Origin of the sequence: Arthrobacter sp. U41, from assembly GCF_007679325.1 — a bacterium.
Taxonomy (GTDB): Bacteria; Actinomycetota; Actinomycetes; order Actinomycetales; family Micrococcaceae; genus Arthrobacter.
In genome coordinates, this window is sequence record NZ_VEGI01000005.1 from 222,962 (window position 1) to 237,786 (window position 14,825).

Sequence of the window (14,825 nt, forward strand, 5' to 3'; positions counted from 1 at the left end):
AACAGTACTCGCGGCGTACCCTCCAATGATGCCCGGTTAGCGTTCGGCATCCGGGACGTTCTCACGGTCTCGTTGGTGAACCGTTGCTCTGGTCTATGGCCCAGCAGGCCAGTACGCTGAGCCATGCCCAACAATTCACGACCCTCAAAAGCGGTCAGATGGTCGGTATTGATCGCAGTGGGCTTTCTGCTGACCTTGGCCACTGGTTTGCTCGTCAACTGGCAACTCGCGCCATTTGTGTTTCTGCTCTACTTCGTGGGCGGCTGGGCCGTGGACAAGGCCCAGAAGAAGAAGAAAGATACTGACGCCTATCGCGAGGATTGGTTAAATAAGCGGAAGGGCAGCGGAAGTGACACCGAGGGCAAAGGCAACGGATCCCTAGGAACACCGTCACATTGTTCCCCGTCCTAATGCGGCGCTGTGTAGGCCCCATACAGCCGGGCACTATCCAGTCAAAACCAGCCTTGGCACATGCCCGACGGCGTGAATCGGTCCGTCCGTTGGGGGATTGAACGCTGCCAGCACATAGGACATGCTTCTTTTGAGTAGGAGAGGCGAGCTAAGGCATGGAACCATGGATCGACCCGCGGGAGCGCCGAGCCAGGTGGTATTTTTCAACGCTGCTCGTGCTCAACATCAGTGTTCTCATTGCGATGATAGTGCTGGTCTTGCTCGCCAAACTGACCCTGGAAGAGGTCGCTATTGCAACCGTGGCAGCCTTCCTATCACTCCTCGGCGCGATTATGACTGCAAGGCATCTGAAGCAGCTTCCACGCGAATTCCGACTGCATGAGGATCGTAGCGAGAGTCCCGGCGGTACCACCTGACTACTCGGAAGTTTGTGCCGCAGAAGGTTCGGGGGTGATCGGTCCGGCGTTAGCTTTACTGACGCTTCCTCAACACGAAGAGTCCAATCAGGTTTGCCAAAGCAAACGCGATGCTGAGCACAATCACCACAGCGTTGACGGCCGCCCAGAATGGCCGGGGGTTAGAAAAGTGCGCAATTATCCCCATGACCAAGACGAGGATCCCAGCAAATACACCGCCAATAGTCGGGAACTGACGCTTTTTCTGGTGGGCAGCCCTTGGTTCGGTGACGTCTGACATGTTCGGAGCATACAACCGCGAGCCATGGAAGTCGCGGGTGTTATACCTCAAGACCGCGACTAGAAATCGCGGCCTAGGAGCCGATGAGTACTGTGTTACGCACGGAGTTGTGGGTGGTCCTGGATCAGATTGTCTCAGTGCTCCTGAATCAGGTTGACACACTCAATACCACCACTGGGGTCTCAACAGCTATGCCGTGAGCACGTAGCCAGGCTCTGAAGTGGCCGGTTGGGGATCCCATACGAAAGGGCAAAACCGCCGTTTCAAGCTGCGACTTAACCGCCATTCCGGGCTAACAGGGATTCACGATTTGATGTTCCTCGGAAACCTTCGTTATTGAGAAGTGTCGGGAAAGCATGGCGCCAGCGCGAATCCGCTGGCAGGCTGACCCTCATGAAGAAGCAGTCCGTTTCTCCGACACTCGCCCTACTACTAGGGGGAGCTGTGTTGTTGGGCGGCTGTTCACCGGCCCGGACACAGGGAGCCAGTGCAAGCTGGGCGAAGGCGTACCCCACCCTTCAAGAACTTACCCAAGACGCCGACGCCATTCTGGTCGGAATGGTGGAGAAATCCACGCCGGCCTCAGCGGTAGATGGCATCCCCTTTACGGACGCCACTGTGGCCGTAAATATCTGGCTCAAGGGGAAAGAATCGGCATCGGCCATCACAGTGAAACAAACTGGCGGGGCTGTACCGGGCGCGTCCGTCTCTGTTGTGGATCCCCTGATGCAACCAGGAGAGTCCTCGATGCTATTTCTGCACAAGAACGACGATGGTACTTACACAGCCCTATCCGGCCCCACGGGTCGCCTGCTTGTTTCGGGGACTGCGGTAACGAAAATGCCGGATACCAGCCTCGCTGAGGCAATACCCGAAACGCTTCCTGCGCTGATCGCCGAGATTAAACTCCTGCTCTGAACGGACGTTCCCGAGGAAGCCCCGCTAGGCCGTTCCGATTAAGGTTCCTTCAACGGATTGGCTTACGGACGAGGTTCCTAGAGTTTCTGACAAACTGGCCGCATGACCACGATCTTCACGCATAAGCCGACAATCGAGGGCCAACGCGTCAAACTGCGGCCGATTCAGGCTCGGGATGCACTTATAGTGCATCGGATGCTCCAGGACGCCGAAGCTGCAATTCTGACCGGAACAGTGCACTCCAGCAGCCAGACAGCGCTGCCTTGGACTGTTGATGACCTCCGCGAGACGTACGAACGCTGGAGCTCCGCCGATGACCGTCTCGTCCTCGCCGTGATCGATCAGGCGACGAACGCGATGGTTGGAGAAGTCGTGCTCAACGACTGGAACGAGTTGAATCGCTCCTGCGGCTTCCGTGCTTTCCTTGGCGCCGAAGGCCGCGGCCGGGGGCTTGGCAGTGAGGCGACCGAGCTGATTGTCCGGCACGGCTTCCACGAGCTTGGTCTTCATCGGATAGCTCTTGAGGTTTACGCCTTCAACCCACGCGCCCGGCATGTCTACGAGAAAGTGGGATTTCGCTACGAAGGGACGGGCCGGGACGCGCTGTGGTTCGACGAGCAATGGATTGACGTTCACTACATGTCGATCCTTGAGACCGACGTACCACTGAGTCAGTAGAGGATCGGTCAACGGGCAGTAGCCGTTGTGTTGGATGTTCCACTGCTTGAATAGGGCTTACGGACTGAACGATCGACTTAGGGGATCTGACGTGACACAAGTGATAAAGGAAGAACACGATTCCTGGGACCGGGGAAGGTGGCGCAACCCGCCCGTGCGTGTCGTCGCGGATGGTCGGACTCTGCGGGTAACCGCAGCCGAGAACAGTGACGCATGGAGGCACACCTCATACGGCTTCGTCCATGACAGCGCGCATGCCCTGTTGGCACCGCTGCCCGCTGAGGGGGCGGTGGAGGTTTCATTCCTTCTGAATTACACCGAGCAGTTCGACCAGGCGGGGATCTATCTTCACGTTTCGGAATTTTCTTGGATCAAGGCCGGTGTGGAGGTGTCCGACGGAGTCCCACAGGTTGGGGCCGTCGTAACACGTGGGGTCTCCGACTGGTCGGTGGCACCTGTCCCTGAGTGGATCAATCGGGAAATCACAGTGCGGCCGAGCAGGGCCGGTAACGCCGTCACCATCAGGGCCCGTGCCGGGGATGAGGCTTTCCGGCTAATCCGCGTTGCTCCTCTGGATGAAACAGTAAGTGCCGAGGTCGGCCCATTTTGTGCCTCGCCCACTCGGGCTAACCTCACGACCACCTTCACCCGATGGGTTGAGACCGATGCAGATGCAACCCTGCACCCTGAACACGACTAAAGCCGCAGCACTCATCCGTGAGTCGTACTGGGAGCGGTGAAGGATCCTCCACGGGGACAGCCTGCGGTGTTCAGACCGTGAGCGCTCCAGTCATCCAGTCCTCGAGGTAGCGGATGACAGTCCTCGCGACCCACATTCGGCTGTCGTCCACGTGGTTCCAGACGAAGACCTCGTGATTCCCGCTGAGCGACAGGGCGAATAGGTCACCATTGCCGGCGTCAGCAAAGAAGACGAGTCCGTCGAAAGGCATGTAGAGCTGTCGGAAAACAGTGCTGTTCCGGAAGCGGTCGTTGTCTTCGGCGATCCGCTCGGCGCTCCACAGCAGACCAAGTCCATATTCACCCTCGATGCCATTCGTCTCCGCCAAGAGTCGTCGAAGGTGGTCAGGGAGTTTGTTGCGCAGTTGGGCTTCGCACGCCATTAGAGCGCCCGGCGAAGCGGGGGCGCTGAAAGTGGCTTTGCCCCAGCTCTGGATCTCATTCACGAGCATGACACCATCTTGTCGCAGGAGGGCTCCGATTGCGCTCCAAAGAGAGGCGCCGTATGCGTGTCCGGTAAAGGATACCCCAGCGCAACACCTACGGAGGTCCGTCGACGCACATACCTAGACTCACCTTCTCTAGGCCCTCGCAGGGCCAAATGTGTCGGTCAGGAGTCGCGCAGGAACCAGGACCGGCCGCGCCGCAAGGCGGTATACAGACGGTCGACGGCGTGTCCTGCAGCTGCATAACCCACGTCACGGAATGAGCCCATGCCACCGCGATAAAGGGTAAGGCCCTGTGCTGATGCCTCTCGGAGACCACGCCGATCAAAGACGCCAGCGAACAACTCATCTAGCCAGTCAGCGGTATGAACTCGCTGCTCATCCTGGCCCAACCGAGCGGCGGCGCGAACCTCGGCAATAGCGGAAACGATCTCAGTCCGGACGGCGTTGACGGTGTGCGACCTACTGCTCATAGGGCCATACTAGCGACGCCACTCGCAAAAGAGCGTTGGTGGATCCCCAAACGAACCGGAGTCTACGGCGTCGGACACTCGAACCCTACTGCCGCTCTTCGTCCTCCATACCCTGCAGGAGACCGTTTAGTTGGCCCTGCGTAGACGAATGACCCGGACGATGTGAAAAACGATTAACCCCACTCCGACGCTGAGGAATATAGCGTCTGGCCAGCTAGGCGGTTCTGTGGCAAGCCTGTATACGGCTGGAACCATGATGAATATGGCGAGGCCGATACCGAGCCAGGCTGAGAACCTGATTCGCTTTTGCTGTTCCCACGTTTTGGCAGCGGGCTCACTGCTGGTGGTGTGCTCGTTGACCGGTCTGCTGTAGTGCTCGGGTTCCATGCGACCCCTCAGGCTTGGTGTCCCGAGCCTACCTGAGCCACGCATCCCGTTCAGGAGCGGCTGCTGAGGGTTCGTCCTTCGTACGGCCACTGGCTCGTTTCTTCCCACGGCCCATAGATATGCGCCTATCCAACTAGTGACACGTAACACCGCTACTCCGCAGCTACTCCCCCGTGGCGGCGGGACGCAGGGTTCCGATGAGCTGGTCGATCACACCGGCGTCCTCGATCGTCGAGGGCACCACGTAGTCCTCGCCGTCGGCGATCTGGCGCATGGTCTTGCGCAGGATCTTGCCGGAGCGGGTCTTCGGGAGGGCCTCCACCACGGTCACGTGCTTGAAATCGGCGACGGCGCCGATGTCGCGCCGGACCAGCGCGATAAGGTCCTTGACCAGGATCTCCTCGGGCACATCCACCCCTGACTTGAGCACCACGTAGCCGCTGGGACGCTGGCCCTTCAACGCGTCCGCCAGGCCGATGACGGCGCATTCGGCCACAGCCGGGTGCTGCCCGATCACTTGCTCCATGGCGCCGGTGGACAGCCGGTGGCCGGCGACGTTGATGATGTCGTCGGTGCGGCCCATCACGAACAGGTACCCGTCCTCGTCCCGGTAACCGGAATCCCCGGTGGCGTAGTAGCCGTCGAATGCCTGCAGGTAGGAGGAGATGTAGCGCTCGTCGTTGCCCCACAGCGTTGTCAGCGTGCCGGGCGGCAGCGGGAGCGCCAGGACGATGTTGCCTTCGGTCCCTGCCTCGACGTCCAGGCCCGCCCCGTCGACGATGTTCAGTTTGAAGCCGGGCATCGGCACACTGGGCGAGCCGGCCTTGATCGGCAGCCCGTCCAGCCCGCGCGGGTTGGCGCAGATGGCCCAGCCGGTCTCGGTCTGCCACCAGTGGTCCACCACCGGGACACCCAGCATCCGCGAGGCCCAGTGGAAGGTGTCGGTGTCCAGGCGTTCGCCGGCGGCAAACAGGGTGCGCAGACTGGAGATGTCGTACTTTTCGAGCAGCTTGGCGTCGGGATCGGCCTTCCGGATGGCCCGCAGGGCGGTGGGTGCGGTGAACAGCACGTTGACCTTGTGGTCCTCGATCACCCGCCAGAACGCGCCGGCGTCGGGCGTGCCCACGGGTTTGCCTTCGTAGATGACGGTCGTGGCGCCGGCCAGCAGGGGCCCGTACACAATGTAGGAATGCCCCACCACCCAGCCGACGTCCGAGGCGGTCCACATCACGTCGCCGGGCCCGACGTCGTAGATGTTCTCCAGGGTCCAGCTGAGCGCCACGGCGTGGCCGCCGTTGTCCCGCACGACGCCCTTGGGCGCCCCCGTGGTTCCCGAGGTGTAGAGGATGTACAGCGGATCGGTGGCCTTGACGTCCACCGGAGCGGCGGGCGCGGCGGTGGCCATCTCGGTGTCCCAGTCCAGCCAGCCGGAGTGGCGGGCCACCGTGGACTCGAAGCCGTCCCGGGCCTTGACCACCACCGGTGTGTCCGGCGCCCCGGCCAGACCCAGAGCCTCCTCGACGGCGGGGAGGTACTCGATCCGGCGCGAGGGTTCGATGCCGCCGGACGCCGTGACCACGGCGGCGGGCGCGGCGTCGCGGATACGGGCGGCAAGTTCCTTGGGAGCGAAGCCGCCGAAGACCACCGAGTGCACGGCGCCGAGCCGGGCCGTGGCGAGCATGGCGATGGCGGCCTCGGGGATCATCGGCATGTAGATCACCACGCGGTCGCCCTTGCCCACGCCCCGGCTGCGCAGGACACCGGCGAAGCGGGCGACGAGGTCCGTGAGCTCCGCGTAGCTGTAGCGCCGCTGCGTGCCGAGCATGGCGGAGTCATAGATCAGGGCGTCCTGCCCGCCCCGGCCTTCCTCCACATGGCGGTCCAGCGCGTTGTAGGACGTGTTGAGCACGCCGTCGGGAAACCAGTCGAACAAGGGCGCCCTGTTGGAATCCAGGGCGCGCTGCGGCGGGGCGGACCACGAGATCTTCCCGGCGGCGTCCAGCCAAAAGGCTTCGGGCTTCTCCAAGCTGCGCGCGTAGCTGTCCCGGTAGTTCTTGGTAACCATGAAATGAGTCCCGTCCACGACGATGTGATGGAGGTTATGGTAGCCCCGCCCCGGGCCGGCGCACAAGGCTTGTGTATACACGGAAGCGACCAGAACGGTGTATGCGCGCCAGATACTGGGCAATTGTGCCATCCGTGTATACACTGAATTCCGTCAGCCAACGAAGGAGGCAGGATGCGCGCCAGCGAAAAGGCCTATGCGGCCCTGCGCGACGACATCATCGAGTGGCGCCTCCTGCCCGGGACGGTGCTCGCGGAAGTGGAGCAGTCCGGGCGGCTCGGCATCTCCCGCACCCCTTTGCGCGAGGCACTGAGCCGGCTCACGGCAGAAGGCCTGACGACAACGGCGGGCGGCCGCGGCGTCGTCGTCACCGACATCTCGCTGGAAGACATCGACGAACTCTTCGAACTACGCGAAACCCTTGAGGGCAAGGCCGCGGCGCTGGCTGCCGAACGCGGCGACGCCGCGACGTTCGAAAAGCTCCGCGACGAACTGCGCCAGGCGCCGTCGCTGATCAGCGCCGGGGATCCGGCCCGGCACGATTACTACGGGCTGGTCGGCCGGCTGGACGCAGCCATCGACGCCGCGATCCACAATTCCTACCTCGCCCAGGCGATGCGCAGCCTCCGCGTCCACTTAGTGCGCGTCCGGCGGCTGGCGGCCGACGACGCCGAGCGGCTCACCGCGGCCGCCGCGGAGCATGCCACCATCGCCGAAGCGATCGCCGCCGGCAACCCCCGCCTGGCGGAGGCCGCCACCACGTTGCATCTGCACCGCAGTCTTTCCCACGTCAAAGCCACACACATACCTCACTAAGAAGGAGCACCATGGTTAAGGAACACCACGTCCGCGTTTACAAGAGCGAGGAAAACCTGCCCCGCGAGGACCAGCTCGCCTTCAAGATTGCGCAGGTGGCCGCGGATCCCGTCGCCGTCTCCGACGAGGTCACCGACATGGTGATCAACCGGGTGATCGACAACGCCTCGGTAGCCATCGCCTCGCTGAACCGCGCCCCGATCGTCGCGGCCCGCGCCCAGGCCCTGACGCACGGGCCCACCACCGGCGGCAAGGGCTCGAAGGTCTTCGGCATCGAGGAGCGCGTGGCCCCCGAATGGGCTGCCTGGGCCAACGGCGTCGCCGTCCGCGAACTGGACTACCACGACACGTTCCTCGCTGCGGACTACTCCCACCCGGGCGACAACATCCCCCCGATCCTCGCCGTCGCCCAGCACGTGGGCTCCAGCGGCCAGGACCTGATCCGCGGCATCGCCACCGGCTACGAGATCCAGGTCAACCTGGTCAAGGCCATCTGCCTGCACAAGCACAAGATCGACCATGTCGCGCACCTCGGCCCCTCCGCCGCGGCCGGCATCGGCACCCTGCTGGGACTCGACGTCGAGACGATCTTCCAGTCTGTCGGCCAGGCCCTGCACACCACCACGGCAACGCGACAGTCCCGCAAGGGCGAGATCTCCACCTGGAAGGCCCACGCCCCGGCGTTCGCCGGCAAGATGGCCGTCGAGTCCGCGGACCGCGCCATGCGCGGCCAGACCTCCCCCGTGCCGATCTACGAAGGCGAAGACGGCGTCATCGCCTGGATGCTGGACGGCCCCGACGCCTCCTACACCGTGCCGCTGCCGACCCCCGGCGAAACCAAGCGCGCCATCATGGACACCTACACCAAGGAGCACTCGGCCGAATACCAGGCCCAGGCGTGGATCGACCTGGCCCGCAAGCTCCACGGCGAGCACCCGGAGGTCACCGACCCGGCCAACGTGGAGTCCGTGCTGATCAAGACCAGCCACCACACGCACTACGTGATCGGCTCCGGCGCCAACGATCCGCAGAAGTACAGCCCCACGGCCAGCCGCGAAACCCTGGACCACTCCATCCCGTACATCTTCACCGTCGCCCTGCAGGACGGCGCGTGGCACCACGTCGATTCCTACGCCCCGGAGCGCGCCGCACGCCCGGACACCGTGGACCTCTGGCACAAAGTCACCACGGTCGAGGACCCGGAATGGACCCGCCGCTACCACTCCCTGGACATCGCAGAGAAGGCCTTTGGCGGCTCGGTTGTCATCACGCTCAAGGACGGCACGGTCATCACCGACCAGATCGCCGTCGCCGACGCCCACCCGCTGGGCGCCCGGCCGTTCGCACGGGAGCAGTACGTGAACAAGTTCCGCACCCTGGCCGCCGGGCTGGTCGCCGAAGAGGAAATCGAACGTTTCCTGGCTGCCGCCGCCCGCCTGCCCGAACTGGCCGCCGGCGAGCTGGACCAGCTCAACATCAAGGCTGCCGACGGCGTGATCGACCTGTCCGCCGCACCGAAGGGGCTCTTCTAAATGCTGTACTCGAAGGTCACGCCGGAGCAGAAGCGGATCCGGTTCCGCGAGCTCCTCGCGTCCGGGACGATCCAGCAGTTCCCGGGCGCGTTCAACCCGCTCTCGGCCCGGCTGATTGAGGAAAAGGGCTTCGCCGGGGTGTACATCTCCGGCGCCGTCTTGGCCAACGACCTGGGCCTGCCGGACATCGGGCTGACCACGCTCACCGAGGTGGCCACCCGTGCCGGGCAGATCGCCCGGATGACGGACCTGCCGAGCATCGTCGACGCCGACACCGGCTTCGGCGAGCCGATGAACGTGGCCCGCTCGGTGCAGGAACTAGAGAACGCCGGCCTCGCGGGCCTGCACATCGAGGACCAGTTCAACCCGAAGCGCTGCGGCCACCTCGACGGCAAAAACGTCGTGGACCTTGAGACGGCCACCAAACGGATCCGGGCGGCGGCCGACGCCCGGCGCGACCCGAACTTCCTCATCATGGCGCGGACCGATATCCGCGCCACGGATGGCCTCACGGCAGCGCAGGACCGTGCAAAGGCCCTTGTGGAGGCCGGTGCTGACGCCATTTTCCCGGAGGCCATGAAGGACCTCAGCGAGTTCCAAGCGATCCGTGACGCCGTTGACGTGCCGATCCTGGCCAACATGACGGAGTTCGGCCAAAGCGCACTGTTCACGGTGGAGCAGCTCGCCGGCGTCGGGGTGAACATGATCATCTATCCGGTGACGCTGCTCCGTAGTGCCATGGGCGCTGCGGAGCGTACGCTGGAATCGATTAAGGCTGACGGTACCCAGGAAGCCCAGGTCGGGAACATGCTGACCCGGGCACGTTTGTATGACCTCGTCGACTACGAGGCCTACAACAGCTTCGATGCCGGGGTTTTCAATTTCCAGATCCCCGGACAGTAAGCCCCCGCATCGGACTTCCGGCTCCGGCCGGGCCAACACAGGCGACAGGAACAAAGGAGTTTCAGCATGGCTGAACAAGAGATCAAAAAGGGCCTCGCCGGCGTCGTGGTGGACTACACCGCGGTCTCCAAGGTAAACCCGGATACCAATTCACTGCTGTACCGCGGCTATCCCGTGCAGGAGCTGGCCGCCAACTGCAGCTTCGAGGAAGTCGCCTACCTGCTGTGGAACGGCGAGCTGCCCACCCCGGAGCAGCTGGCGGAGTTTACGGCGCGGGAACGCGCGGGCCGCGCGATCGATCCGGTGGTGAAGCAGGTGGTGGACGCGTTGCCCACCACCTCCCACCCGATGGATGTCTGCCGCACGGCGGCGTCCGTCATGGGAGCACGGCACCCGCTCGCGGAGGACTCCTCGCGGGAGGCCAACATGGCCAAGGCGATTGACCTTTTCGCGGCGATGCCGGCGATTGTTGCCTACGACCAGCGCCGCCGGCACGGGCAGGATGTGGTGGAGCCCCGGGACGATCTGGGCTACTCCGCCAACTTCCTCTGGATGGCCTTCGGCGAGGAGCCTGTCCAGGAAGTCGTTGAGGCCTTCAACGTCTCGATGATCCTGTACGCCGAGCACTCCTTCAACGCCTCCACCTTCACGGCCCGTGTGATCACCTCGACGCTCTCGGACCTGCATTCGGCCGTGACCGGGGCGATCGGCGCGCTCAAGGGCCCGCTGCACGGCGGGGCGAACGAGGCCGTGATGCACACGTTCGACGAAATCGGCATCCGGCCGGAGGAGTCTTTGGAGGACGCCCACGTCCGGGCCAAGGCCTGGATGGAAGACGCCCTGGCCCACAAGAAGAAGGTCATGGGCTTCGGCCACCGTGTCTACAAGCACGGCGACTCCCGGGTGCCCACCATGAAGGCGGCCCTGGACAAGATGATCGCGCACTACGGCCGGCCGGAACTGCTGGGCCTGTACAACGGTCTGGAAACGGCGATGGACGAGGCTAAGGCCATCAAGCCGAACCTCGACTACCCGGCCGGACCCACGTACCATCTGATGGGCTTCGACACTCCCACCTTCACTCCCCTGTTCGTCGCCAGCCGCATCACGGGCTGGACCGCGCACATCATGGAGCAGCTGGACTCGAACTCCCTGATCCGCCCGCTGAGCGAATACAACGGCGTTGAAGAACGGCACATGCCGTAAGCGCTTCGCGGCAGTAAAAAGCGCGGGCCGGCCACCTCTCAAAGGTGGCCGGCCCGCGCTTTTTGTTGCTTTTGCCGTTAGGGCTGCATCTGCAGGCTGACGATCATGGCCTTGAGCTTCCGGTAGTCCGGGCTCTGCATGTAGTCCTTGGCCTCGGCCATCGAGTTGAAGATGGGGTCATCGTTGTTCTGACTCTGGTAGGAACGGTCCGCGAAGATCAAGGTGCCCTTGGGAGCACCGGCCACGAAAGAGTACATCAAGCAGCTGTCTTTGATTTCTCCGCTGTTTTTGTCGACCAGTCCAATCTGGTAGTCGAAGGCGCCCCCGCTGGCCCGCATGTCCAGCACGCGGTAAGAAAACCGCACGCCGCTTGCCTTGGCCCACGGCGTATCCAGTGCCGGCGCGGTGTCTAACTCGGTCATTTTGTAGGTGCCCGCCCCGCAGGCGCCGCCAACTCCCCCGGTGGCGCCGTGGTAAAGCTCGGCCACCTGCATCCTGGCTTCATTGAAGACGATGATTTTGGTTCCCGGGTAGTCGGCAGGGCGGTCCGTGGTTTCTTCTACCGTCCAGCGCTCGGGCAAAGTGAACGAGACCCCGGCCGAAGCACTGACGTATCGCCCGTTTGGGGCTTCGCTGGACGCCTCCTCCGTTGCGGGTGCCGTTGCTGCCGACGGCGGCACGGCTACCGGCGTCGCGGTGGTGGGCGACGGCGTCGTCGTCAGGGAAGCGGAAGCTGTCGGTGCCACCATAGTGGACGTCGGGGCCGCTGCGGGGGCCGGGTCTGTGGACCGGAAGTTACCGGCCACGGCAACACCCCCGGCGACGGCCGCCAGGGCGACGATAACGACGGCAGCCGCCAGCGGCCAGCGCCGGCGCGCCCTGTTGTCCGTGGACAGTTCCTCGTCGTAGGAATCCGTGTCCGGAAGGTCGAGATTGTGCGAGTCCATGCCCTGCCCCCAATTGGTCCGTGTGCCGCCTGCTGCCGGGCGAAGGTGGTGCGTGGCCGGCCGCGGCGCGATGTTCGAGCCTCAGGCTACTGCACAAGCCGCGGCATTCCCGGCATCACGATTCGAGTCGCGGAAATGGTGGGCGCGGAAGTTGTCGGCTCGGAAGCCCTGCTCAGCCCGGCGCGGATGGATAGCGGATCGAGGCGACCGTTTCGTTGTCTCCATTGAGAACCACCACGACGTCGATCGTCTCGCCGGCCAGCGCCGGCGGCAGCCAGTGCTCCGCGTCCTGCCACATGCGGTGCAGCGGAAGCGCGTCGACGTCGAACCACTCGGGCGTGATCTCCGGGCTTTCGGCGGGTTCGCCTTTCCACCGCCGGGTGGTGAACAGCCGGCAGGACATGTTCCATTCCGGCCGGGCGGGAAAGTTGAACTCGACGACGCCGGCGTGCACCAGGTCCGCCTGCAGCACTACGACCCCGGCCTCTTCCCAGACCTCGCGGACCACGGCTTCGGCATCGCTCTCCCCCGGCTCCACGTGGCCGCCGATGCCGACGATCTTGCCGGTGCCGAAGCCGGTCCTCTTCAGGCCCAGCAAAACCTCTGTGCCGTTCTCCGCGTCACGGAGCAGGAAGCAGAGGGTGACCGGCGTGAACGTCATGTGATTCACCTTATCGCCGCTGCCGGATGTCACAGCCATCAGGGCGCCGGGCCGGGGTGCGGGCTGCCGGGTTGCCCGGCTGCGGGGTTGCCCGGCTGGGGCTGTGGCCGAGGCAATCAACTTTTCGATCACACGTATTCGAGCAGGAGGTCGTCCGGGTAGCTGTCAGCAAGGCTCGCTGACCAGCCCCGATCGCCCGTCTGCGCAGCGGGCGGTGGATGTGCGGCCGTGAATCGGTACCACTCAGGGAAGGGGTCCTGTGGCAATGCCGGATCGTGGTCCCAGACGGGATCAGGGGGAATACCCCGGTCTGGCCAGTGGGGTGGTTCCAGGTCCTGGTGTTCGCTGGGGTAGGTCCGGCCGGACGGTGAGATCCATCCCGGAGGTTCGTCCTTGGTGGCCTTGGTGGGGGTCCAGGCTGATCCGTGTTTGAGGTGGTGGTGTTTGCGGCAGGGCTGTCCCAGGTTCGAGATGCCGGTGGTGCCGCCGTCGGCCCAGGCCAGGAGATGGTCCGCCTCGTTATCCAGGGACGGGTTGTTGCAGCCCGGGAAGGAGCACTTGCCGTCGCGGAGCCGGAGCCATTGCCGCAGGGCCTTCGTGACACGGTAGCTGGTCCGGCCGATTTCCAGCGGCGCCCCGTCCCGCGGGTCTATCAGAACCCGGTGGAACGAGTCGGCGCCGTCGGCGACCAGCCGGCGCGCCATCGACGGTGGGATCGGCCCGTACCCGTCCAGCATCGCCGGTTCCTCCGTGAGGCCTAGCAGCGACAGCACCGGGACGGTGACCAAGACCTGCGCCCGCGGGACCGGCACACCCCCGCTCGGACAGCCGCCCGCACCACCCAGCCCGGTCCGGCCGCCGGCGCCGCTCAACGTTTCCGCGCTCATGCCGGTCCCGGCTCCGCCGTTGCCGGCCGGTCGGCCCGCGCCGGGACCTGCGATTCCGCCGGACGTCCCGGCACCGGCCCTCCCGCAGCCGGTGCCGCTGTCGTCGAGTCCGGCGGTGAGGAGCCAGGTCGCGGCGACGTCGGCGCGGAGCTGGGTCAGGGTCCTGTCCTCGCCCGGACCCTGCAGGGCCCGGGCCGCGGCGGTGGTCCGTTCAAAAATCCCCGCGGCGGTGTCGGCCGGGAGGTACGCGTTGAGCCAGGCCATGCCGTCCCGGTCCGGAACGAACTCCACCCGCCGGTCCGCGGCACACTTCTTATGGCGTTTCTCGATGCTCACCGGGTGGTGGCGTTCGCGCCAGGTGCGTGCCTTCACCCGGAACCGGGCCGGCACCAGCTCCCCGGCCCGGAACCCCCGGGCCGGATCCGATACGTCCGGGTCCAGGAAATGCGCCTCCAGCCCCGCCGCCCCTACCGGATCAAGATTCGCTGTTTCATCCACCATGATCCGGGCGTGCTGCCAGGAAATCGTCCCGGCCTCCAGGGCACCCAGGGTCAGCGGCAGCGCCGTCGTCAACACCTGAGCGTCAGACAAAAGGGCTCCGGCGGACCGTTCGCTGACCGTCAGCACACACGCAACTTCGGCGACCACGGCCATCTCCTGCGCGGTGCGTTCCTGCGGCGACGCCACCAGCGGAGCCAACGCCGCGACGGCCGCCGCGTACTCCGCAGCCAGCCGGACCTTCACCGCCGCCGCCCGGGCCTCCAGCCGCGCCACCTCGGCCATCCCCTCCAAGCACGCATCCGCCAACTCCCGCAACAGATCAGCATCAGGCAAATCAGCGCGTTCCTCCGCTGCCTTGATCAAAGCAGTCAGCGCAGCAACGGACGCGGTCACGGCGTCCACCGCCTCCCGGCATTTCGCACTCCACTCTGCCCTGCTTTCCACACTCTTATGATCCCGCGAGGCACCGACAATTTAGTGATGACGTCCGCGATGCTGAAGCACGCCCCCTCCCGGCCAAGCCGGGAATTTCACAGACTCCCCCGGCCAGCCTTCTGCCA

At 64.6% G+C, this 14,825-nt stretch carries 15 protein-coding genes and 1 pseudogene; 9 read left to right on the forward strand and 7 right to left on the reverse strand.

The genetic code is table 11. The annotated features are described in order from the left end of the window. The first annotated feature begins 123 nt into the window (after nt 1-123). Nucleotides 124-411 (forward strand): hypothetical protein, encoded by a 288-nt coding sequence (locus FS787_RS15335; protein ID WP_144673674.1) that lies wholly within the window; start codon nt 124-126, stop codon nt 409-411. A 155-nt stretch (nt 412-566) separates the two neighbouring features. Next, complete coding sequence (locus FS787_RS15340) at nt 567-827, forward strand: hypothetical protein (protein WP_144673676.1); 261 nt, start codon at nt 567-569, stop codon at nt 825-827. Between the two features lie 55 nt (nt 828-882). Here FS787_RS15340 and FS787_RS15345 read toward each other — a convergent pair whose 3' ends face one another. Then, nucleotides 883-1,107: a hypothetical protein gene (locus FS787_RS15345; protein ID WP_144673678.1), complete on the reverse strand. Its 225-nt coding sequence runs from the start codon at nt 1,105-1,107 to the stop codon at nt 883-885. A 393-nt stretch (nt 1,108-1,500) separates the two neighbouring features. On the opposite strand from FS787_RS15345, the gene FS787_RS15350 reads away from it, so the two are divergent. The 3 genes from FS787_RS15350 (at nt 1,501) to FS787_RS15360 (ending at nt 3,403) form a co-directional block, all read left to right on the forward strand. After that, entirely contained in the window at nt 1,501-2,025 is a 525-nt protein-coding gene (locus FS787_RS15350; protein WP_144673680.1) for a hypothetical protein, read from the forward strand. Between the two features lie 102 nt (nt 2,026-2,127). Continuing rightward, nucleotides 2,128-2,703, forward strand: a complete 576-nt coding sequence (locus FS787_RS15355) for a GNAT family N-acetyltransferase (RefSeq protein WP_144673682.1) — start codon at nt 2,128-2,130, stop codon at nt 2,701-2,703. 34 nt (nt 2,704-2,737) lie between these two features. After that, the gene (locus FS787_RS15360; RefSeq protein ID WP_144673684.1) at nt 2,738-3,403 is read left to right on the forward strand and encodes a DUF1349 domain-containing protein; all 666 of its coding nucleotides are present in this window, start codon (nt 2,738-2,740) and stop codon (nt 3,401-3,403) included. A gap of 70 nt (nt 3,404-3,473) precedes the next feature. On the opposite strand, the gene FS787_RS15365 is transcribed toward FS787_RS15360, so the two are convergent. The 3 genes from FS787_RS15365 to FS787_RS15370 form a co-directional block, all read right to left on the reverse strand. Further along, nucleotides 3,474-3,887, reverse strand: coding sequence for an SMI1/KNR4 family protein (locus tag FS787_RS15365; protein ID WP_144673686.1), 414 nt, complete (start codon nt 3,885-3,887; stop codon nt 3,474-3,476). 164 nt (nt 3,888-4,051) lie between these two features. Then, nucleotides 4,052-4,360: a DUF6966 domain-containing protein gene (locus FS787_RS18295; RefSeq protein ID WP_395940358.1), complete on the reverse strand. Its 309-nt coding sequence runs from the start codon at nt 4,358-4,360 to the stop codon at nt 4,052-4,054. Nucleotides 4,361-4,910: 550 nt separating this feature from the next. Then, nucleotides 4,911-6,812, reverse strand: a complete 1,902-nt coding sequence (locus FS787_RS15370; RefSeq protein WP_144673688.1) for a propionyl-CoA synthetase — start codon at nt 6,810-6,812, stop codon at nt 4,911-4,913. A 174-nt stretch (nt 6,813-6,986) separates the two neighbouring features. Here FS787_RS15370 and FS787_RS15375 point away from each other — a divergent pair. The 4 genes and pseudogenes from FS787_RS15375 to FS787_RS15390 all read left to right on the forward strand — a co-directional run bounded on the left by FS787_RS15375 (nt 6,987) and on the right by FS787_RS15390 (nt 11,269). Further along, nucleotides 6,987-7,647: pseudogene (locus FS787_RS15375) on the forward strand (GntR family transcriptional regulator). Beyond that, nucleotides 7,640-9,160 carry an MmgE/PrpD family protein gene (locus FS787_RS15380; protein WP_144673692.1) on the forward strand — a complete coding sequence of 507 codons (1,521 nt, stop codon included), beginning with the start codon at nt 7,640-7,642 and terminating at the stop codon, nt 9,158-9,160. The pseudogene FS787_RS15375 and the gene FS787_RS15380 overlap by 8 nt, the downstream one beginning before the upstream one ends. Next, nucleotides 9,161-10,063: a methylisocitrate lyase gene (gene prpB, locus FS787_RS15385; RefSeq protein ID WP_144673694.1), complete on the forward strand. Its 903-nt coding sequence runs from the start codon at nt 9,161-9,163 to the stop codon at nt 10,061-10,063. A 66-nt stretch (nt 10,064-10,129) separates the two neighbouring features. After that, nucleotides 10,130-11,269 carry a bifunctional 2-methylcitrate synthase/citrate synthase gene (locus FS787_RS15390; protein WP_144673696.1) on the forward strand — a complete coding sequence of 380 codons (1,140 nt, stop codon included), beginning with the start codon at nt 10,130-10,132 and terminating at the stop codon, nt 11,267-11,269. Between the two features lie 77 nt (nt 11,270-11,346). Here FS787_RS15390 and FS787_RS15395 read toward each other — a convergent pair whose 3' ends face one another. From FS787_RS15395 to FS787_RS15405, 3 genes are all read right to left on the reverse strand, one after another. Beyond that, nucleotides 11,347-12,216: a hypothetical protein gene (locus FS787_RS15395; RefSeq protein ID WP_144673698.1), complete on the reverse strand. Its 870-nt coding sequence runs from the start codon at nt 12,214-12,216 to the stop codon at nt 11,347-11,349. Between the two features lie 172 nt (nt 12,217-12,388). Further along, nucleotides 12,389-12,877: an 8-oxo-dGTP diphosphatase gene (locus tag FS787_RS15400; RefSeq protein WP_144673700.1), complete on the reverse strand. Its 489-nt coding sequence runs from the start codon at nt 12,875-12,877 to the stop codon at nt 12,389-12,391. A gap of 128 nt (nt 12,878-13,005) precedes the next feature. After that, on the reverse strand, nt 13,006-14,598 hold the full coding sequence (locus FS787_RS15405; RefSeq protein ID WP_313959660.1) for a DUF222 domain-containing protein: 1,593 nt from the start codon (nt 14,596-14,598) through the stop codon (nt 13,006-13,008). Nucleotides 14,599-14,825 lie beyond the last annotated feature (227 nt).